General features: G+C 42.2%; 23 protein-coding genes and 2 pseudogenes. 3 read left to right on the forward strand and 22 right to left on the reverse strand.

All coding sequences use genetic code 11. The features are described 5' to 3' along the window. The 10 genes and pseudogenes from H2C83_RS17865 to H2C83_RS18625 all read right to left on the reverse strand — a co-directional run. Window positions 1–150: pseudogene (locus tag H2C83_RS17865) on the reverse strand (IS110 family transposase); the annotation flags it as partial. 116 nt (window positions 151–266) lie between these two features. Then, window positions 267–674 (reverse strand): CDI toxin immunity protein, encoded by a 408-nt coding sequence (locus tag H2C83_RS14355; protein WP_181741891.1) that lies wholly within the window; start codon window positions 672–674, stop codon window positions 267–269. Between the two features lie 10 nt (window positions 675–684). Then, window positions 685–1,929: a hypothetical protein gene (locus tag H2C83_RS18380; protein ID WP_181741892.1), complete on the reverse strand. Its 1,245-nt coding sequence runs from the start codon at window positions 1,927–1,929 to the stop codon at window positions 685–687. Window positions 1,930–2,213: 284 nt separating this feature from the next. Beyond that, window positions 2,214–2,936, reverse strand: coding sequence for a hypothetical protein (locus H2C83_RS14365; protein WP_181741893.1), 723 nt, complete (start codon window positions 2,934–2,936; stop codon window positions 2,214–2,216). Window positions 2,937–2,953: 17 nt separating this feature from the next. Beyond that, window positions 2,954–3,814: an alpha/beta fold hydrolase gene (locus H2C83_RS14370; protein ID WP_181741894.1), complete on the reverse strand. Its 861-nt coding sequence runs from the start codon at window positions 3,812–3,814 to the stop codon at window positions 2,954–2,956. Beyond that, window positions 3,795–4,364, reverse strand: a complete 570-nt coding sequence (locus H2C83_RS14375; RefSeq protein WP_181741895.1) for a TetR/AcrR family transcriptional regulator — start codon at window positions 4,362–4,364, stop codon at window positions 3,795–3,797. Before H2C83_RS14375 ends, H2C83_RS14370 begins: the two co-directional genes overlap by 20 nt. A 303-nt stretch (window positions 4,365–4,667) precedes the next feature. Continuing rightward, window positions 4,668–5,168 carry an NUDIX hydrolase gene (locus H2C83_RS14380; protein ID WP_246333939.1) on the reverse strand — a complete coding sequence of 167 codons (501 nt, stop codon included), beginning with the start codon at window positions 5,166–5,168 and terminating at the stop codon, window positions 4,668–4,670. 400 nt (window positions 5,169–5,568) lie between these two features. Next, window positions 5,569–6,249, reverse strand: a complete 681-nt coding sequence (locus H2C83_RS14385; RefSeq protein WP_181741897.1) for an LppM family (lipo)protein — start codon at window positions 6,247–6,249, stop codon at window positions 5,569–5,571. A gap of 315 nt (window positions 6,250–6,564) precedes the next feature. After that, window positions 6,565–7,371 (reverse strand): hypothetical protein, encoded by an 807-nt coding sequence (locus H2C83_RS14390; RefSeq protein ID WP_181741898.1) that lies wholly within the window; start codon window positions 7,369–7,371, stop codon window positions 6,565–6,567. Window positions 7,372–7,746: 375 nt separating this feature from the next. Further along, window positions 7,747–8,104, reverse strand: a pseudogene (locus H2C83_RS18625) (DUF6884 domain-containing protein). Between the two features lie 845 nt (window positions 8,105–8,949). On the opposite strand from H2C83_RS18625, the gene H2C83_RS14405 reads away from it, so the two are divergent. The 3 genes from H2C83_RS14405 to H2C83_RS14415 are packed head-to-tail and all read left to right on the forward strand — an operon-like array spanning window position 8,950 to window position 10,664. Further along, complete coding sequence (locus H2C83_RS14405; protein ID WP_181741901.1) at window positions 8,950–9,273, forward strand: PadR family transcriptional regulator; 324 nt, start codon at window positions 8,950–8,952, stop codon at window positions 9,271–9,273. Beyond that, on the forward strand, window positions 9,266–9,826 hold the full coding sequence (locus H2C83_RS14410) for a DUF1700 domain-containing protein (protein WP_181741902.1): 561 nt from the start codon (window positions 9,266–9,268) through the stop codon (window positions 9,824–9,826). Before H2C83_RS14405 ends, H2C83_RS14410 begins: the two co-directional genes overlap by 8 nt. Continuing rightward, a complete protein-coding gene (locus tag H2C83_RS14415; RefSeq protein WP_181741903.1) occupies window positions 9,819–10,664 on the forward strand; it encodes a DUF4097 family beta strand repeat-containing protein in 846 nt (281 codons plus the stop codon). The genes H2C83_RS14410 and H2C83_RS14415 overlap by 8 nt, the downstream gene beginning before the upstream one ends. Window positions 10,665–10,967: 303 nt before the next feature. Here the strand turns inward: H2C83_RS14415 and H2C83_RS14420 are convergent, their stop codons facing one another. The 12 genes from H2C83_RS14420 to H2C83_RS14475 all read right to left on the reverse strand — a co-directional run bounded on the left by H2C83_RS14420 (window position 10,968) and on the right by H2C83_RS14475 (window position 19,655). Beyond that, window positions 10,968–11,342 carry a hypothetical protein gene (locus H2C83_RS14420; protein WP_181741904.1) on the reverse strand — a complete coding sequence of 125 codons (375 nt, stop codon included), beginning with the start codon at window positions 11,340–11,342 and terminating at the stop codon, window positions 10,968–10,970. After that, window positions 11,309–11,734 carry an endonuclease/exonuclease/phosphatase family protein gene (locus tag H2C83_RS14425; protein WP_181741905.1) on the reverse strand — a complete coding sequence of 142 codons (426 nt, stop codon included), beginning with the start codon at window positions 11,732–11,734 and terminating at the stop codon, window positions 11,309–11,311. Before H2C83_RS14425 ends, H2C83_RS14420 begins: the two co-directional genes overlap by 34 nt. A gap of 157 nt (window positions 11,735–11,891) precedes the next feature. Continuing rightward, window positions 11,892–12,491, reverse strand: coding sequence for a hypothetical protein (locus H2C83_RS14430; protein ID WP_181741906.1), 600 nt, complete (start codon window positions 12,489–12,491; stop codon window positions 11,892–11,894). A 278-nt stretch (window positions 12,492–12,769) separates the two neighbouring features. Beyond that, window positions 12,770–13,636, reverse strand: a complete 867-nt coding sequence (locus H2C83_RS14435; RefSeq protein ID WP_312853933.1) for a MurR/RpiR family transcriptional regulator — start codon at window positions 13,634–13,636, stop codon at window positions 12,770–12,772. Between the two features lie 140 nt (window positions 13,637–13,776). After that, a complete protein-coding gene (locus H2C83_RS14440; RefSeq protein ID WP_246333944.1) occupies window positions 13,777–14,079 on the reverse strand; it encodes a PTS sugar transporter subunit IIA in 303 nt (100 codons plus the stop codon). Window positions 14,080–14,097: 18 nt separating this feature from the next. Beyond that, on the reverse strand, window positions 14,098–14,409 hold the full coding sequence (locus tag H2C83_RS14445) for a PTS sugar transporter subunit IIB (RefSeq protein WP_181741909.1): 312 nt from the start codon (window positions 14,407–14,409) through the stop codon (window positions 14,098–14,100). Window positions 14,410–14,429: 20 nt separating this feature from the next. Beyond that, complete coding sequence (locus tag H2C83_RS14450) at window positions 14,430–15,500, reverse strand: DUF871 domain-containing protein (RefSeq protein WP_181741910.1); 1,071 nt, start codon at window positions 15,498–15,500, stop codon at window positions 14,430–14,432. Window positions 15,501–15,512: 12 nt separating this feature from the next. Next, window positions 15,513–16,205: a PIG-L deacetylase family protein gene (locus H2C83_RS14455; RefSeq protein ID WP_181741911.1), complete on the reverse strand. Its 693-nt coding sequence runs from the start codon at window positions 16,203–16,205 to the stop codon at window positions 15,513–15,515. A gap of 121 nt (window positions 16,206–16,326) precedes the next feature. Beyond that, complete coding sequence (locus H2C83_RS14460) at window positions 16,327–17,283, reverse strand: GNAT family N-acetyltransferase (protein ID WP_181741912.1); 957 nt, start codon at window positions 17,281–17,283, stop codon at window positions 16,327–16,329. A gap of 16 nt (window positions 17,284–17,299) precedes the next feature. Next, window positions 17,300–18,562 carry a PTS sugar transporter subunit IIC gene (locus tag H2C83_RS14465; RefSeq protein WP_246333940.1) on the reverse strand — a complete coding sequence of 421 codons (1,263 nt, stop codon included), beginning with the start codon at window positions 18,560–18,562 and terminating at the stop codon, window positions 17,300–17,302. A 134-nt stretch (window positions 18,563–18,696) separates the two neighbouring features. After that, on the reverse strand, window positions 18,697–19,266 hold the full coding sequence (locus H2C83_RS14470; protein WP_181741946.1) for a discoidin domain-containing protein: 570 nt from the start codon (window positions 19,264–19,266) through the stop codon (window positions 18,697–18,699). Then, complete coding sequence (locus tag H2C83_RS14475; RefSeq protein WP_181741913.1) at window positions 19,155–19,655, reverse strand: hypothetical protein; 501 nt, start codon at window positions 19,653–19,655, stop codon at window positions 19,155–19,157. Before H2C83_RS14475 ends, H2C83_RS14470 begins: the two co-directional genes overlap by 112 nt. Between the last annotated feature and the right edge of the window lie 49 nt (window positions 19,656–19,704).

The following is a 19,704-nucleotide window of genomic DNA, read 5'->3' on the forward strand; positions in this document are numbered from 1 at the left end:
TTGAGATTGGCTAAATGCAAGGGTCTTGCCTAATTCAATCCCACGAAAGTCTACAGCCCTTGCAATGTGCTTGTGTTTAGCAATATCTGCGCCTATGATTAAAGTCGATTCGTTGATTTGCTCAATTTTACGATTTTGCTTATACTTCAATTTGGGTACCTCCTTCGCTATTTAAGGGTCCACTGGCCAGTGGGACACCTCGTATGTTAGCAGGAGGTACTTTTCTTTTTCAACCCCCTTTGTTTTTCAAATACAGGAATGCTCCATTAACTAGATCTATTGTCTATACCAACAAACACTTCTCCTTCATGATATATTTCTACTACAAAACCAAGCTCCGGAGAAAAAATCCAAGTATCAAAGCTAACTGCAGTTACATCTTCAATAACGGGAAAAACATTTTTTATATCAGTCTGTACAATGGGTAAAGTTTCCTCATCCCAAATGATATAAATCGCAGTATTGTTTTTTTTACAATACTTTTCCAGAAAATCAAAGATTTCATTTACGGTATTTACCTTTTTTTTCTTGTGAATTTGATCCCAATCAATTCGCCCCCAATCAGTAAATGAAAATAAACTCTCAAAAATATGAAGTATATTTCTCTTTTCATCATCAGTTAAAATTTTGCTGTTTTCACCCAAAGATTCAATACATTCATCAAATAAAGTCATCTTAAACACCCTATCTATTTAATTGTTTTAAGTAAACTTTAAATGTAAGCTCATCACCCTCAAAAGGTATTGCATATTTTTTTGCTTTAGCACCTTTACCATTACGGAAATCTTCTACATTAATATGTGGGCCTTTCTTAGGGTCATAATCCAATCTCCATCTTACTTTTCCATCAGAAGACTGTCTTCCTACAACTTTTCTATACCCAATACTGGATTTGAGATTCCCTATATATGGCTTTGAATTAGGTCCTAAATTGCCAACTAATTTTAGAGCTTTATTTCTAGCTTGTTCATATGTTTTTACCTTTGCAAGTATTTGTTCACTTTTAGCAATATTTCCCCCATCTTTATCATACGAAAAATCACAGTCCAGTTTCGGCATCAGCATGGCTGCCAGGTAGCTGTCAGAAGATTGCTGGGAGGCAAAGGAGCAATCAATATCAATCTTCTTGATGAATTTTACAACCTTGGGAACGCCAAAGGCACCCATCCCCAACAAGGAAATACCTGTTGCACCGGTGATGAGAGTGTTTTTCCAGTTGATTTTCTGCCCGCGCAAGTAGTAGTCGGCCATGTTTTTCCAGCCGTCTTTGCTGAAGAACTTTTGCACTGGTGCGGGCAGGCGGTCGGTCAGACGGCGTCTACTTTGCGCGACTTTGCTGCCTTTGGCCAATTTTGCGGTTTTGTCAATTCCTTTCGTTCCGACAATAGCCAGGACAATTTGCCCTGCGGCATAGCCAAACCATTCTGCCCGGCTCTTGGCATCTCCCTTCACAACATCTCTTATCCAGGATTCAGAAATGGATTGCCAAATCGCTTTTCCTGTCTCAATGGAATGCGAGATAGCATGAATCAAGCCCATCAAATTTTCAATCGGATTGGTCAACATGTCACAGATTCCAGTTACTGTATCCACAAACAGTTTGCCAAACCCCTTGAAGAAGTGGCCGACGACGATCACTACGGAAGTGAGCAAGGCCAGGATTTTTTCAATCCCTTCCCAAAAAGCAGAGGCTTTTTCTTTCGTCCAATCCCAGGCAGCCGAAATTTTTTCCTCAGCCCACTTACAACCCTGAGCTACGGGCTCAGTGATCCAGTCCCAGGTTCCGTTTTCTTCCTGCGTATTTTGAGAGATTGACTCTGTTTTCTCTTGCGGTTCAGGCACGCAGTCATACTGCCCGAAGTCTTCTTGTATCTCTGGAACCTGAAATCCTCTGTCGGCAAAAACTTCTGCAGGAAACAAGGCTCCCATGCCAATAAAAAAAGAATCATAAAATGCCTGAGAACTTTCCCCATATCTGTCTGTTAAAACTCCTCTCGGTAGATTAAAAAAGGTAATCCTGAAATTATATACTTCATTTTATAATATATTTTGTGTTAATTTTGTCTATCGTTGCAATTTTTATTTGTTCGTTTCTGTAGTAAAAAGATGATGCTTCCGTTTAACGACTTGAACTTTGTACTGATTATTGGGGATAACTGTTTTTTATCTCTCTTTTAAAATCCGGGTCAGGCCATTTGCCTGCCAGTTTCAACTCAAACCAGCGGCTTGAAAAAAGAGACGCGTCTTTTGCCTGCTTTCAGCTGGTGAACGCGTTGGAATTGGGGATGCTTCAGTTTCTGCCCATCGGTTACAATCACGACAACAGCATTGTCCAGATAAAGTGCCTGCCAGACATTCTCAAAAAGACGGTTGATAGGGTTTTCTTCATGCCCTTGCCAAGAAACCAGATTTCCATAGGGAAGATCGGTGATAATCATGTTGGCATCATTGACCGGATTTTCCCCCGGTTTGGTGATATCCCTTTGCCGACAGGTGATTTTTACCGGTTCCTGCTTTTGCAGGGACTTTAATTTTTTGGCGCTGGCCAGGGCGTCTACGTGGGATGGTTTCCCATACTTCTTGATGTATTCCCTGATCTCTGCTTCCCTTTTGCGAAGGCCCGCCGGAGTTAATAGCGAAAGATTCCTGGCGGCTGTTTCCAAAATTTCCGCGTCATAATCGGTTGCCCAGATTTCCCGGATTTTTCCGGCATGCAAAAAACCGAGGACTGTCAGCAAATAGCCGGAGCCGCAACAAGGATCATAAATTTTGTATCCTTTCTTCTCCTGGTCCTGTTTTAACAGCGCCAAGGCCCGGCAAAAAATCTCGCTAGCCAGCCGGACCGGAAAGGGAGCAGACCCGGGGGCATGATATAAAACGCGCCCGCTCGCCAGGTCGGTATAATCTTTTTTTGCCGTTTCGTAACGATAGTTCATGGGAATCACCTGCTTTTTTATGGGTTCGTCAGAAATTCGATAACGGCCTGGATAAACTTTTCGGGATGTTCCCGTTGCGGCCAATGCCGGCACTTCTCAAACAGGCACAGTCTGGAACGGGGAATCTTTTCATGGGCTTTACGGGCATAAACCGGACGTACGGCGGGATCTTCCTTTCCTTGAATGATCAGGGTCGGCGCTTGTATTTGAGACAATTGTCCGGTCAAATCTGAACGGATTCCTGCCGGAGTAAGCTCACTTCTCTGAAAAGACATGAATGCTTTGCCCGCGAAAGGCTCAAGTCCGGCCTGGTATATTTCTTCAAACAATTCGTCGGTCAGTTTCCGGGCATCATAAATCACCCCGGACAACAAACTCCAGCGGGTAAATTTCCGGCTTCTTAACAACCGGTAAGATAATTCATTGAGAAAAGTCTTTACATAGAAATAAGAGAGTTTATGTGAAACCAGCTTGCTGAAAATGCCATAAGGGGCTACCAAAACAAGACGATCCACTTTGTCGGGATGCATCAGGGAATAGCGGATCGCCAGACCGCCCCCCAGTGACAATCCAACGAGATGCGCTTTTTTTAATCCCAGCTGGTTTATCAATTCATTCAGAAAATCGACATAAAAATCCAGCGAATAAGTAATATCCGGTTTGTCACTTTTTCCATAACCGGGCAAGTCGGGAGCAAAAACCCTGAACTTTCCGGAAACCGGGCCCATCACTTCACCCCATGAGAGCCACGCTGAATCAATGCCCCCTCCATGCAGGAAAATGACAGGTGTTTCCCCCGATGCTTTCCCTGCCACATAACAATGAATTTTCATCTGCCTGACGGTGAAAAAACGGCTGTCAATGTTTCCGGGTTTCATTTGCTGCTCCTCCCTTGATTTTATATGGTTTCAATACTACATCAAAACAGTCGTCAATCCATTCTTCCAAATCCCGGTCCTGATCCCTCATCCAGACAAAAATGCTGCCCGTTAACGATGAGATGAGTGTCCGACTGATGAGTGCCGGGTTGCACTTTTTCAGTTCCCTGTTTTGCATTGCCTTGACCAGCAGCTTTTGTATTTCAGCGTCGATGATTTGCAAGCGTTTCCGGGATAACCGGTACATATCGGGGTCAGCGATTCCCGCCAGGTAAAGGGAAGTAATATTGGCAAGACTTACCGGATCGATGCGGGAATATTGTACAAACACCTCCCTCAAGGCGGCAAGAGGGGATAACGGGCTTTGCTCTGCCCGTTCAAAAACCAGTTTGGTTTGCTGGATCGTAAAGCGAATATATGCCATCAGCAATTTTTGTTTCGAACCGAACCGTTTGGACAAGGCGGCTGGAGAAATGGATATTTCGTTAGCGATTTTTTCTAATGTAAGATGATCATAACCCAACTTTCTCAAAGCATGAAACACTGCCATGAAAATTTCCTCATCTGTAAAACAGCGAGGCCTGCCCATAATAAACCTCCTTCTGTAGTAAGTGGTTGATTACTACCAAATTATAACTTCAATCGGCAGGCAATTGCCTTCATGATGTTTTACGACATAATGAACAAAAAAATATAACGGTGATTTTTTAAACTTGTACGCAGGAGAGTAGCCAAAAAATAAAAAAGCGGCACTATCAAGCCACTTTTTCAGAAAGGATGAAGTAAAACAAATTAGTTAATATAATAAAATTTAAATCATTAACGGTTATGTTTAATAACTTAATATATTGATTCATACATTACCAAGCGGAATCGATTGAAATGAAATCAGCACTCCTTGTTGATAGACGCAACGGTGGTCAAAATACCCTGCTTCGTTCAACATCGCAGGAAAATACCTGGGCATGCTGTCTGTTACTCCCTCATTCCGGGGGTGAAGAATCCAGGAAATTTTCTTCCAGTCCAAAATGCCTTCTTCTGTTTTCACCGGGGTTGACAAGCGGAAATCACGGGGCAGTTCAGCAAAATACAAGTACATTCCACCAGTTCTCACCTCATCCGAGATCCAGCTGACCACCCCTTTAAATTTTGCTTCTTCAAGGAAAATCCCTGTTTCTTCCTTTACTTCCCTCAACACACTTTCATGAGGTGTTTCCCCCGGCCGGATCTTTCCGCCAACGCCATTCCACCTCCCCATCCAAGTTGGATGCTCCCGATTCAACAATAATATCTCATCACCGCTTCTGATAAAACAAATGGTGTATTTCAAATCTTCATAGAAAGGTTGACCCAATTCCATTCTCCTCTCTGTGCAGAGCAAGATTTGTGATATCCTAAACGGCTAATATAACTGTTTTCTTTAAATAAAACTTTTCATTTCTTGGAATGAACACTTTGTTTCACTCAACCGCCAGCACTCCGCCAATCATTTTCTTTGTCGGGTTTTTGCCGGCAAAAGGCTAAAGGAAAGAAGTTTTATCTCACACACAAACCCGAATTCGCATCCTCCTTGAAAGACAACTCTCATTCTTCCTACAGGTCCGCATACAACCACCTGCAGTTGACAATCAATACTTAAATCCTGTTAGCATCATCGATGGTTGTTCTGCCATCTTGACTATCACCAGCTTTAACATTGAAAAAGCGGATAGAACAGGGAAAGGACGCTGAAATCGTCTCCTTTCCCCCTGCATTTAAACGGTCACCTGTTTTTTTCTGCGAATCAGCAGATAACCAATTCCAGCCAGAACAATTACGGCACCGCCCACAACAAGAGCAATATTTGCGATGTTTGTCTTTTCGGCTTCCAGCTGCATGTTATTGGGCTGTCCGGCGACCAGTTCCCAGGTATATGTATTGCCATTCACCCTGGAAGCATCATGCTTGGTAACCTTCATCGGCAAAGTGAGGTTAAACTTGAAGTCCAGTTGGGACATAAAGGCTTGCATGCCCATCTCATCTTCGCCCGCATTTCCTTCGGTCATGTCTGTCATATCCAGGTTTCCCTTGAAAACATATTTATCTTTAAAGAATCCTTCTTCTTTGGTTATATTGAATGTGGTCTCGCCCTGTTGTTTTTGTTTGTTCAGGAATGCGTTCATCTCATCAGCCGTTTTAAAATGTTTGGATACCCTAACGCCAGTATATCCATTTTCCCGATAATCTTCAGCTTTGTACCCCATGGTTTCGAATTCCTGTTTCTGGATCGGGTTCTCTCCCTCCATCAGGCTCAACATTTCATTTTGCACCGCTATGACGTGATTTAAATCCACGGAACCGTCTTCATTCACTTTTACATTAAAATCTGCTTTCATACAGCCGGACAATACAAAAACGATGCAAAGCACCAAAGTCAATAACAGTTTTCTTTTCATGTTTTGGCCTCCCATTAATTCCTACATGCGCACTTATACAATCTGATCATGCCTGATGGAGAGAAAAGCGATTAATGTTATGAAATAAAAGCACCGCTTAATGATTTACAGATAAATACCCATCCATGACAGACTATATAAAATGTTGAATTTATACTTTTCATATTACAGACTATCCTGGATCAGATGCAATCCGGTAATCTCATTTTGATCTGCTCATGTTCAGCTGTAAATTCTGTTGTTTTTCCTTTCAATACAAAAAATCCGCTCTCTGGTTCAGAAAGCGGTTCTTATCCTTAGCCTTGCGCTACTTTTCTACGAAGCATCAGCTTGACAATCTTTTGCCAATATCAGTTTTGTTGCACTTGACATCCGTTCTGTAAAGCGTGGCTGGGTTTTGCTCAAACTGCTGGGGAACGGGGCGACAATGGTTTTTCTTTGTTTGATCAGGATCGGTTCATTGTTATCCACAATGGCAGCATATTTCCGGTTTCTGTCCAACAGCTTCAAAGGAGGGGCGCCCAGCAGGATAATCAGATCCGGTTTGCAAAAATCTATTTCTGCTTCCAGCAATCTTTTGCTTAATGCTTCGTTGAAATATTTTCTTCTTTTTTGCCGGTCAATGTTTTTATATTGGAGAGAATCCGGTTTATAAACCTTTCTGGCATCGGTTATATACAGAAAGTCAAAGTCCAGATTCCACTTGATCAAATGTTCCCTGACCATTTTCCAGCTGCGGTAACGGTATTTCTGGTTGTGGTCAAGCCTGTCGTTATATTCGGCATATTCGGCGCTGCTTTGAATGCATGGCAACAAGTGGGCAAAGAAAACGACACTTCCGACATCGCTTTCCAAGGAGTCCTGTGAAACAATCATGGTGCGGAAACCGGCCTGATTGGTAAAATACTTTTTCCCCCACCATGGCAGATCCGCACCGATCTGATCGGTACTATAATCCTGATAATGAAAAAAAATATTCAAATCCTTGCTGTAATGGTTGTCAGGAAACATCTTTTGAAAAACAATCGCAGGGGAATTGTCCCGGTAACGTTCATAAGGATGCGTCTTATGCTCGGCAAAAAGTTTTGCAAGTTTCCTTATTTTTTCACGACAATAATCCATTTTTTTCCTCCCTTTTCTTTAACAATTCTTCACTCCATTGATATTTTATAACGTTGATTCACAGTGTTTAAGGCCAAACCAATCAGATCCGGGACTTCATCTTTTATAATTCTCTGAAGCTTTTTGTACGCTTCAAATTTAAACAGAACCCGGCACAAATTTTCCATATGATAAGCCACTCCGTCTCCTCATCCGGCAAATTTGTACTTATCTTCCTGTAAGTTTTTAATATATTTTCTTCATTGCAATGCCCCGGGTTTCGACCAGCAAGTTATCATTGGCTGCAAAAAAGACACAAAACTTATGATACTCTGGTACTTCGGACATCCACTTACAAGCCGTCATTTTTTAAATTTAATCAGAGCCTATCCAGTACTATACCCTGTGTAAAACAGTCTGTTCCCCAATCCCCAAACCTTCTAACGGAACAATGACTGGAACCGTATCCGGAAACAATTTAATCAGAAACTTTCGATATTCCTTTCCTGCATGAAAGACAAACTCCACCTCTTCCCATATCCAGGCATGTTTGCCCATCTCATCCCGAAGTTGTCCGTACACCTGTTTTGCCCATTTCTTTTTTAGGTGACATATTGTAGAGCGTTACATCATACGATTCAATTTCTTCATCCGGTTTGAGCAGGCCATATTTTGCTGACAGAATATAGATCTGGTCATAACAGTCCTTGCAACAGGAAAAAGCTTTGCGAAACAAGGTCGAGGCTGAATACATATTTTCGGCAGAACATGGATTTCTTCTTGGTGCAACTGATAAAAGCTATTTGCATATCAGATTTCCTTTTCCTTTCCATCATTTCCGATCAAAACCTTGTTCAAAGGAGGGACCCTTCATTAAATCTCCGTTCATTATGATTCATTCATTGATTTTACCAGTCTTTTTGGTGGAGTCCATTTGATGGGCATCACATATTTGTCAGGGGAAATTGAATTGACAATGTTTACACACTTCCGTCCCGAGTCGCTCCAGCAGGCTCATATCAATAAAAACCATTTTTAGAAAAATAAACAATTTTAATTAAAAAGAGGAAGGGCAGTTTATTTAATTCATTAAATTAATTATATAAAAATTATTTATTGATTTTATAAATAATTATCGACAATTTTTTTACTAAAATTTGCTCATTAACTACCTTGGCATCATGCTAAGGAGCACCAAACCGGTTAATATAAAAAAATAACCGATTTGGAAAATAATAAGGAAAATCCTCCCGCTGCAAAAATCACATCAGCTTTTGTCATTACGGAATCTCTTTCTCAAATGTTTAAACCATCTTTGATTAATACGGATTGTTGCTGCCTTTAGAAGTACCTGGATTTTGCCAAAACCATTTTCAGATACCAGCAACTTCCCAAATAATAGGCCTGATCACTGGAGTCCGACAAAACAGGTTTAACTTCTTCAGTGCAACCAACATTAATTGATAAAACAGTACCTTGTAATAAACAGTAGTGTATGGTATACTGTGCTCGCAATGTATTATTTGTCGTCTGCTACTATACATTGAATAATAGTAAGCATTTTATAATAGCGGAGTTGCGAAAAAGGGGAGATTTCAATTGAACGTACAGTTCAAAAAAGGCGTTTTGGAACTTTGTGTGCTTGCATTGCTGAATAAACAGGATCGTTATGGATATGAACTGGTCAAAAAAATAACCGATCAAATTGTAATATCCGAAGGTTCCGTATATCCAATACTCCGTCGTTTGACCAGGGAAGAATACTCCACCACCTACCTGCAGGAATCAAACGAGGGGCCAAGCCGGAAATACTACAGATTAACAAACAAGGGGAAAGACTACTTACAGCAATTGATTGCTGAGTGGCGAGAATTTTCCCGCGGTGTTGATCAATTAATCAAAGAAGGTGAAATCTGTGACTAAAAAGCAATTCCTGAGCAGGTTGGATTCAGCATTAAAAAGTCTCCCCGCTGATGAACGTCAAGACATTTTGCAAGATTATCGGGAACATTTTGATATAGGCCTGGAAAAAGGAAATACAGAGGAAGAGATCGCAGCTTCTCTTGGTTCACCAACTCAAATCGCAAAAGAATTATTGGCCGCTTATCATTTGGAAAAAGTCGAAACAAAGACATCAACCGGAAATATTCTGCGTGCCATGTGGGCTGTAGTTGGATTAGGTTTTTTAAATCTGGTGTTTGTCCTTGGGCCATTTATTGCTTTGACAGGTGTGATGGTCGCTGGCTGGATATCAGGGATCGCACTTGTTCTTTCCCCTGTAATTGTTATGGCCGACGCAATCGCGCATCCGGAAACATTCCAGTCTTTTTTCCTGTTTATTTCGATCACGCTTTGTGGACTTGGATTCCTTGTCACCGTCGGAATGTATATCGCAACAAAAGCAGTAGCAAGGGGTTTTGTCCGTTATTTGAAATTCAACGTGAAAATTGTAAAAGGTGGTTACAAATATGATTAACCTCAAAAAGATATCAATGTTCGCCCTCATTCTTATATTTGTTGGTATTGTTGGAAATGTGATTACCTTTTCTTCCCTTGATAAAGCAACAGCTGTTACAGAAGAGAAAAGTTTTGGCAACAACTTTTCAGCTATTCAAGTAAACACAAAAGATGTAGGAGTAGAAGTTGTGCCTACTAAAGAAAAAACTGCCAAAGTCAGATTGCATGGACACAAATCAAACGAAACCTATAACTTCTCCGCTGATGTAAAGGGAACCACACTTTCTGTCGAGGCAGAAAAAAGCCACCATTCGTGGATTAACATTTATCCAACTGCATTAAGAGTAACAATATATTTGCCCGACAAGCAGTACGAAACAATGCACATAGATAGCACTAACGGATCAATTCAAGCAGAAAATATGAAGGTTAATGATATCAAAACCAAAACAGCCAATGGATGGATAATGCTGAAATCAATCGTCGCAACAGATCTTGATGTGAAAACAACCAACGGGTGGATAAAACTGAATTCAATTGCTGCGACGGATGTTAATGTGAAAACAGCTCACGGACAAATCAATCTGGAAGATGTGCAGGGAAAAATATCAGGGGAATCGCAAGCCGGACAAATCATCTTAAAAACAGAAAGTTTAAATCGGCCTGTTGAGTTTAAAACAGATTCTGGAAGAATCCTGGTTCAAACTGAACAGAAACCGGACAATGTAACATTTGACGTGCATACAGGTGCCGGAAGTATTAATATCCTTGATCAATACACTGGCAGTACTACTATTGGCAAAGGCGAAAATTTGATCAAACTGTCAACAGGTGCTGGAAGTATTACCGTAGAATAACCGTCAGGCAATAAAAAACGTCACATTTGAATTCCCAAAATATGAATACACCAGATGAGCATATCAACCTGGTATGCCCGTTTTTATCATTTATCCATTTCGGAATTTTTTATCATAAAAAAAACACTCCAACCGGAATGCTGTTTTATGCTTTAAGCGCATGGTATATCTGTTTATTTATTTTACAGTTCAGAGTTGTTTATGCCTGCCTTCTGACCAGGGGCTTGAAGAGGCTTATGCTCCCTTATCTCTGTACAACTTTCAGCATACAAATGAATAGCTCACATTTTCCTCATAAGATGGTTAGGTCACATATACCAAAGCATGGCTACTTAGATTTTTTGATTCTTCCCAAAGATGATCCATAAAATTCACATGAAAGTGTGGGCTTTTAAAAATGTAATCATAACGATACGGATTACTAGGTATTTTATAAGTAATCGCCAACGGCCCTTGGGGTCTTTTCTCTATAATTTCCTGTTTAATCTCTAACCTTTGGTCCAGAAAATCACGGTAAGCATCTTGAAATAAATGATTATTGTATTGAAGGAGTTCACTGCCACCTTCAGAATCAATTTCTCCCCAAAATTCTATTTGTGAAAGATCAGGATGATCAACTTTCGGTCCCGTATATTTGAGACAACCTAATTTTGGTATTCCTTTTTTTCTTTCATCCATTGAGTAAAAGCAAGGAGAGAGGCAGCTTTTAGTTCTCTATAATCTTCTCCATTTGGAATGTCAGCAGTACCCAGTAAGAATAGAGTATCTCTGTCTATTATCTCTGTAGCCAAGGCTTTTTCAGCAAATGGAGTATTTGGAATAAGATATGCATTTTTAATTGTATAAGGATACTTCACAAAGATACCCACACCACGGTCACGACCCGTATATTTTTTTTCAGTCAAATTCATGGAAAATCGCCAATCATCAAAGTTCCCCATTCTCGTAATATTATCATATCCAGCCAGTGTCAATCCCTGAACAGCAAGTATATGAGGATTAACTTGTTGAATTAGATCCTTATGCATATTCATTTTACTTCCATTGACATACCATGTTGCAACTCTCATATGTAGGCTTCCTTTCTTGTTTTGCGGTCAGCAGTCTTTTCTAAAACCAGTAGCCTTTTCTAAAACTTGTTTTTCAATCTGGAAGCGTTATCCAATGCTTTGATTTTCTCAATGATTTTTTCTAACAGATTTCTGTGTCTTTCGCTTGACAGACTGTTTATTTCTTCGAATTCTCTCTTTGCTTATACATCATATACTGCAACAATGAAGATGGGAACATATGTCTGGCTGAATACTTCTCACTGTAACGATTTATTCTTTTATAAATAAAATCTTCAATATGTTGTAAAGAAAATACTAAGAAAGGAAGTTTACTATCATTGTGTAGTTGCCTTTTTTTAACATATTCTGATATAACTAGTTTTAAGAATTTTTTATCTCCACTTTTCAACAAAAAATAACGTTTTTGTTGTTCGAAAAACATTCGATCGATATCATCCTTGGCAAAGCCTATCCTATTTAGAGCATACTTCAATTTACGATCCTTAAATGCTTTATTAAAGTCAGGATTCTTTCCTGTTTTCACTTCACATAGAACCGCAGCAATTTCATACTCCCCAAAATATTTAAACAGTGTTTCATCCCAGTCATCCGTTCTACCGCCGATTTTCCCTTTAACATTTGGTAAACGAATGGCAAGTAAATCAGCATCTCCATCTCGTTCATTGGAAATTTTGTGATAAACAAAGTTATCCAATACAAAAAAACCGTTTAGACGTAAATACCAATAAGCAAGTTCTTCTCCATAATTTTTCACAACAATCCCCCCATTAAAGAATTTGCCCTGTACAAGACAGGAAATAATAGAAATAGGAAATTTGATAAGGAGATTCAAAAACATATCATTTTTTATCCAAATTAATAAAAGAAAAAACTATTTGTTCTATTAATTCGAACATCATTCTGACTTTGTGTTATCTTATTCATGAAAAACACAAACCCATGAACTATATTCAAATTAAATCTAAAATCCTTTCCCGCCAATAAAAAAAGCACTCCAACCGGAATGCTCTTTTAAAAATAATAAGAGAAATTTCAGTCCTTTCTCCCATCCTTCTTGAAGAATTGCACGGCTTCTCTTGTTTCATCCAGGTGTCTGACCACTTCGTCATATCTCAGGGATACGACTGACATGAAAAGGATATCGATCAGTTGCAGCTGTGCCATGCGCGAAGAGGTGGCACCGCTTCGGAAAATGGGTTCACTCGGGGCGAAGGTATACAATTTGACATCGGCCTGTTCGGTAATGAGCGAATCGCCATATTTGGTGATGCTGATGGTTTTGGCCTTTTTTCTCTTTGCCAGCTGCAGGATTTTGGCAACTTCTTTTGTCATGCCTGAGAAGGATATGCCGACGACGACATCTTCCCTGCCGGTATTGGCCACTTGTGTAATAGCCAGATGCATATCGGTAAATGCGAAAGCAGTCTTGTTAATTCTGAGAAACTTTTGCTGTGCGTCCTGGGCAATGAGGCCGGAAGCCCCAACGCCGACAAAATGAATGGTTTGGGCGTTGGTCAAAAGTTCAATCGCTTTTTCCAGCTCTTTCACATTAATAAATTCGGCAGTTTTGCGAAGAGTCTGTATATTGTTGTTCACTGTTTTTTCGATAATCGAGACGGGTGATTCATTGGGCTGGATTTCGCGAAATCTGGTTTCCTTTGTGTTCTGAAGATCGCCGGCAATGCGAATTTTCAAATCCTGAAATCCCTGCAATTTCAAGGACTTGCACAGCCTGATCACCGCGGCGCTGCTGGTCTGGCTTTTTTTCCCCAATTCCATGGAAGTCAGGGAAATCACTTCTCTGGGATTTTCCAATATGTAGGTTGCAATTTTTTTCTCGGAAGGAGGCAACATGGGCAACATTTCCTTGATCAGTTCCAGTCCCCCGGTTGTTGACACTGGCTCACCCCCTTTATTCACTTTTATTGAAAATATCCATGGCTCAACTTCCGCAAACAAAAGCGGCATCTTGTATCATAGCACATATCCCCTTCAGTTGAAATGTTTGTTCGATGCGAAAGTTGAGCCGGTGTCTTCTGTCAGTTCTCCAATCGTTTATATATGCAAACCAGTTCCCTGGCCAGATGCTTGATCGTCTTGGCACTCATCAACTGGTCTTCGGCATGAATAAGCAATAAAGAGAAGGAAACGTGATCCCCTTGTACTTCGGTCTGGATTAGCCGGGCATGCACCTGATGGGCCCTGGCAAAGTGTCCGCCGGCTTCAGTCAACTTTTTCCCCGCCTCGGAATGGTTTCCTTCCCTGGCTTCCCGGATTGCCTCCATCAAAAGGGATCTTGCTGTTCCCGCATGGGTAATGATGCCAAAGCAGACCGACTCCATTTCTTCCACGAAAACCCCTCATTTCTTTTGATAAACCAGTTTTTCTGCGAATTCCAGTACCGCTTCTCCGTTGTTCATTCCATAGTCCACCGTATTTATAACTGCCACAGGGACATGGTATGGAGCGGCAATCCTTTCAGCATCCTTTTTCCAAAACCTCATTTGCGGGCCAATTAACAAAACATCAGCGTTTTGAATGTGAAGTCCGGCTTCCGCCTCGGCAACAGCCCAAATGTTATGATTTTTCCCCTGTTCCCTGGCCGCCTTTTCCATTTTTGTCACCAGCAAACTGGTCGACATGCCTGCACTGCAAACCAACAGAATGTTCATTTCGCCTCTCTCCTTTGTTATCAATTCACTTTTTGCAGCAAAAATTTCCGGCCTCCACCGATATAGGAAAGCAGCGGAATGTCTTCATCAATAACCCGGCCAATCACATTTACCTTGTCATCCGGCTCCAGTTCGGTTCGGGTGATTTGGATTTCACCGGCATACCGGCCATACTTTTCATTGTCGATGGTGATGGTGCCTTCGGGGCGTCCGGTGATGTTATTTGGCTTAATCCGGCTATGGTGAAATGCGGCACGGGAATCTTCCACACGGATAACATCCCTTGCCGGATCGATGCGGTTGGACTGTATACTGCCCAGATATTCATGAATATGAGCGAATTCTTCTTTATTTACCGCCTGATACCGGAGCGGAATAATTTTTTTCTTCAACATGGGAAATCTCGCCAATGTTTCATCACGTAATGACGGATCTCCCACATAGACGGAACCAACCAGACAGTTCTCCGTCAGATCCAGACAGGCATGAACCGGAGAGACACAACGGTGCATTTCCAAGGTGGGCAGACCCTGATAAAGCGGTTGCCTCTTGATGCCGTCACCAGGAATAAAGGCAGAAATCGTAATATCACAGCTTTTTAAAAACCGGTTTTTCCGGAGAAAATACTCTCTGTCAAGACCAGTCTCCGGACGAGGGTAATAATTATGGGAGGCCTCGATATTGTTTGCATTTAACCCTTCTTTAAGCAGAGTTTCCATGAGCTCTTCCGTCAGTGTGCTGGCGTTTAACTGCAGCTTGAGCTGACGGGACAGCGTGACCATCTCGCTGATGCCAAATCCGTAGTCCAGCCTTAATCCGGTTACTCCCCACTCTGCCAATTGTTCGGCATGGTCGATCCCGATCTGAAGATAGCCAAGCGATTCAGAAGATATATCGGCAAACAGATCCATTTGGTATTTTTTCGCCTGCATTCCCAGATCCAGAAGCAACTCCTTGTAGGTCTTTGGATCTTCTTCCGGAATGTGCAGCGAAGTAAATATAGCTGTAAACCCATTTTCGTGTGCCCTTTTTATCCATTCGCGGTTAAAACGTTCGTTTTCCCTTGATAAATAAACAGAAATCCCCAGCATTGTCTACCTCCGTCAAAAATGCAGATAGTTTTGAGCCCGTCTGGCAACCATAAAGGCTTTGGAAAGTTTCTGGGTGCCAATTTCAACGGTCCTGATCGTTGCCATGGTCCGATAGTAATCCTGATAAGGAACATTGGCAACATTTGCTCTGAACGATTCATAGTGGGACATGGCTGCAAACCATTGCTCAAAGGTATCTTCAATTTCAATATAGACCTGCGGGATAAATCCATCCAGATCCTCACAGTTTTCCCCAAAGTATAAGTATTCCACGGCATGCGCTTTTTGGCCTGTTTCAATGGCATCATTTGCGGCCATCCTGACTGCTTCCAGCACCACATCATAAGTAAGTACGTGCCGGGGATGAAGGCTGCCGCGCCAATGAGTAATAACAATATCCGGCTTTTCTTTTCTGAGAAGTTTGCAAAGATCCATTTGCATCTGTTCTTTAGGGGACAGCTTCCCGGCGAGATATCCCATCCAATGGGAAGTTGCACCCATTGCTTCTGCCACTTTCGGCATTTCTTCATTTAACTGTTTTCCGTATTTTTCGGGTGATTTCTTCCTGTTACCCCGTTCTCCTCTCGTGATATGGACAAATGTTGCCTTATGTCCTTCTCTTGTGTATTTGATTGCCACCGGACCACCCATCAATTCTGCGTCCAACGCATGGGCTCCGATGGTCATCACATGATGTTGTTTCAATGAAACTTCCTCCTGTTTGTCAAGAATTGCTGAACTGGCGATAAGCCCGGGAAAACAACCGGGAAAAATCGCTCCCGGGTCCTTTTTCTTCCTGCTGAATCTTGAGACAGATTTTCCGACATCATTTCATAAATTTTTTCATCACCGCGTGCCGTTTCATGACTTTCATGCCTGCTCTTCCATAAAATCTCTGTGCGTCATGGTCCGTCCAGGCAAGCCATACGTGGTAAATTCCTCTTTTGTACATATCCATCAGCATTTCGTAAAACAGCACACTGCCGATCTTTTTGCCGCGCATGTTTTTACAAACGCCAAACGGTCCGAAATGCCCCTCCAAATCATCAATGGCACGCTGGCAATATCCGATGATTTTCGAATCCTGATCAATCGCCAGCCATATTCTTTCCTCCCCTTTGCATTTCTCCAACGTTTCCCTGGCATTTCTCACCCATCCGCCCGGAAAATTGTCCTTCAGAAATTGCAGCAGGGGCAGGGTATAAATCCTGGAAAAGGGGAGGATTTGAATGCCATGATTTTCCAGTAACTCCGTTTTAATCTGTCTGATCTTTTCCGGGATTTTAAAATTATACAGAACCCGATCCATACCGACCGCTTCTCCCAGAACCTCATACCCCAGGGACCGGAAGAATAATATGGAGTCACCATATGCATCCTGATCCGGTCCGGGGAAAAAGTAGTTGGGACTGTATGCTCCAAGGGTGATGTTCTTTTTGCCAAGTTCATTGAACTGCATTTCCAATGTTGTGATCAACCGCTTTCCAATCCCCTGCCGCCGGTAATCCGGGTGAACAAACATGACCGGAATCCATGCCCGTTCCGGTTCAAATCCCCTTTCCTCATAGGGATATTTGCGAACCATTCCCAGGCAGAAACCCAGAACGGTCTGGTCTTCACCCTCGGCAACCAGGCATAAATCGGGGTCAAAATTGGGATCAAGCAATATTTTCCTGTGGAAGATATCCCGGCTGACCGGATCTTTGAACAGGCACCGGTTCCATAAATCAATCACTTCTGTTTCATCTTTGTAATGATAAGGCCTGATTCCGGATAAACCCATTTTTCCGCCTCCAGCGTCATTGATTTATATTTTGCTCTTTCAGGGCTTGCCTTTCCACAATTTTGTAGAAGGGAAGCCAGATAAAGAACATAAGCACGTAGTTTAATGTCGATAATCCGGCAGCGGCCAGGCTTCCGCCTGTTCCCAGAAACGCCCCGATCGGGCCCGGGATGGTCCACGGCAGCAGGATGTATGGCGCAGGCACGAAACCGGCCGCGATGACTGCATAACTGAATGCAAAAATGAAAAGGTAACCGAATATCCAGGGGATAAACAAAATCGGGTTTAAAATAACCGGCAAACCAAACAGCACCGGTTCTGCGATATTGAATATGGATGGAAACAAGGCCAGTTTGCCAAGTGTCTTATATCTTTTTACTGCTGACATCAGCATCAGGATGACCAGCGGGAGCATGCTTACCCTCACGAAGTAGTTCAGAAACTGTTCACTGGCGATATATGGAATTTCCTGGCCAGCCTGTGCCGCGGCAACGTTACTTCCCAACATGTCCAGCCAGATCGGCTGCATGACGGATGTGACCACATTGGTTCCGTGGATCCCGACAAACCATAACAAGCGGTCGATAAACATGGCGACGAATTGGGCGATAAAGCTGGCACCGCCTGCAACAATCGGGGCAAACCCTTCCATGATGAGCCCCACAAGGTCAATTTGCATAGGATAACGGATGGTCCACCACAGCATAATCGTGACGAAGATCGGCAGCAATGAGGAAAAGGCATTGGCCACCATGGGAGGAACACCGTCAGGCATTTTGATCGTAATATTCTTTTTGATCATGAACCGGTATATTTCGATACTGATGATCCCGACAACAATGGCGGCAAACATGCCGGTACTTCCGAGATTATTTGCCGGCAAATAAGCGCCGATCTTTTCATTCACTCCTACCGGAAACAGGATAAGAAAACCAAACAGACTGATGATCGTCCCGGAAAAGGGATCCACTTTGTTATCCGTCTGCTTGTAATAGCTTGACAGAAAGTAACCGATTCCAAGCGCCAATCCGATTGAAAGCAATCCCATCGTTGCACTGTTGGCCCCCCAAAATTGGGAACTGACCGGTTCGATCAGTTTTTGCCATGCCGGGACGGGAAATGAAGCAATCAGGACAAAAAACGAAGCGATAATGATAATGGGCATTAACGCAATAAATGATTTCTGAATGGAGTCAATATAGCGATTTTTTGAGATTTTAATCAAAGGCGGCGCAATTCTGTTTTCAACAACATTGGTCAAGCCATCCATGAAAGACATGATTTCGTTCGCCCTCCTTTATGGTTTTCCAATGCCTTCCGGCAATAAAAAAGTTTGGAATCGCTTTCAACTATAGTATAGAAGATATAAAAATAATATTTCAATATCTTAGGTAACAAATATGAATTTATATTTTACAAGACAGGCGTCCATTGCGAAGTTTCTGCTGCGGCACCGGTTTTCGCGGGTCTCTTGTTCATGGCAATTTTCGCAATTTTCACATAGCGTGCCTCGACCGGAGAAGCAAAATAAATTGCATCCCTGGGCTGCGGAATATCTTTTTCCCTTTTTGCCATGGACTGGTCAGCCGCTTTTTTCCATGTCCTGTTATCATTGGACACCCATATTTCATATTGGTCCGCCCAGTATTCCCATTCAATTTTAATTTGGTTAAACCTCTGTTTTTGTCCCAGATCCACTGCAAAATATTCCGGGTCCTGTTGAAAGGACTTGGAAGCCCATCGGGTATGGCTGTCGCCGTCTATGGCACGACCCGGTGTAAAATGACTGGTACTCCCATATTTGTAATCCGTGTCAAATGCGGAAGATGAAGCGGAAGCCGTCCTGTTTTCAGCCAGATTGGGACTTTCTTTCAGGGAAAGGTTGTTACCCTGCCAGGAATTTTGATGGCGACTGCCGAATAGGACGAGATGGTCCAGGAAAGTTTCCCGTTTTTTCCCACTTTCAACGATTCTTTTCGCAATCCATAATCATAGACGTGATCCGGTACCGCAGGCCCGTCCAGAATCAAGGCAGCCGCATCACCTCTTGGCTTGAAGTTTAACAAGTCAAATTCCACTTTCCTGTCTTTGTCCGGCAACTTGTTAATGGCAATGATATACAGGTTTTTCCCTTTTTCGCCAGTACTTGCATAAATGGATAAATTGTTATCCCTTTTGTATTGTTTTTCAACCAGCGTATCCCCAAAATGCCGGCCAAACAGTTCAAAAGCATAATAGTTTACATAAGACTTCATTTCAGGACTGAGCAACCCGTAATCACCGCTTCCCGGCGGATAGGGATTCATCAATGCCCAATAGGCAACCGCGTCGATGTCCTCCTCTGCAAGTAACCCAACAGATCGGCTGTCCATAATCCGGCAGGCAGGGCATTGACCGTCCAGTCTTCGGAATAAGCCCATA

The organism is Thermoactinomyces mirandus (genome assembly GCF_013868055.1).
Classification (GTDB): Bacteria; Bacillota; Bacilli; order Thermoactinomycetales; family Thermoactinomycetaceae; genus Thermoactinomyces; species Thermoactinomyces mirandus.

Coding starts and splice junctions, on each gene's coding strand:
- H2C83_RS14355 (WP_181741891.1), bottom strand. CDS start 674: ATGACTTTATTTGATGAATGTATTGAATCTTTGGGTGAAAACAGCAAA.
- H2C83_RS18380 (WP_181741892.1), bottom strand. CDS start 1,929: ATGGGAGCCTTGTTTCCTGCAGAAGTTTTTGCCGACAGAGGATTTCAG.
- H2C83_RS14365 (WP_181741893.1), bottom strand. CDS start 2,936: ATGAACTATCGTTACGAAACGGCAAAAAAAGATTATACCGACCTGGCG.
- H2C83_RS14370 (WP_181741894.1), bottom strand. CDS start 3,814: ATGAAACCCGGAAACATTGACAGCCGTTTTTTCACCGTCAGGCAGATG.
- H2C83_RS14375 (WP_181741895.1), bottom strand. CDS start 4,364: ATGGCAGTGTTTCATGCTTTGAGAAAGTTGGGTTATGATCATCTTACA.
- H2C83_RS14385 (WP_181741897.1), bottom strand. CDS start 6,249: ATGAAAAGAAAACTGTTATTGACTTTGGTGCTTTGCATCGTTTTTGTA.
- H2C83_RS14390 (WP_181741898.1), bottom strand. CDS start 7,371: ATGGATTATTGTCGTGAAAAAATAAGGAAACTTGCAAAACTTTTTGCC.
- H2C83_RS14415 (WP_181741903.1), top strand. CDS start 9,819: ATGATTAACCTCAAAAAGATATCAATGTTCGCCCTCATTCTTATATTT.
- H2C83_RS14420 (WP_181741904.1), bottom strand. CDS start 11,342: ATGGATGAAAGAAAAAAAGGAATACCAAAATTAGGTTGTCTCAAATAT.
- H2C83_RS14425 (WP_181741905.1), bottom strand. CDS start 11,734: ATGAGAGTTGCAACATGGTATGTCAATGGAAGTAAAATGAATATGCAT.
- H2C83_RS14440 (WP_246333944.1), bottom strand. CDS start 14,079: ATGGAGTCGGTCTGCTTTGGCATCATTACCCATGCGGGAACAGCAAGA.
- H2C83_RS14445 (WP_181741909.1), bottom strand. CDS start 14,409: ATGAACATTCTGTTGGTTTGCAGTGCAGGCATGTCGACCAGTTTGCTG.
- H2C83_RS14450 (WP_181741910.1), bottom strand. CDS start 15,500: ATGCTGGGGATTTCTGTTTATTTATCAAGGGAAAACGAACGTTTTAAC.
- H2C83_RS14460 (WP_181741912.1), bottom strand. CDS start 17,283: ATGGGTTTATCCGGAATCAGGCCTTATCATTACAAAGATGAAACAGAA.
- H2C83_RS14465 (WP_246333940.1), bottom strand. CDS start 18,562: ATGTCTTTCATGGATGGCTTGACCAATGTTGTTGAAAACAGAATTGCG.
- H2C83_RS14475 (WP_181741913.1), bottom strand. CDS start 19,655: ATGGACAGCCGATCTGTTGGGTTACTTGCAGAGGAGGACATCGACGCG.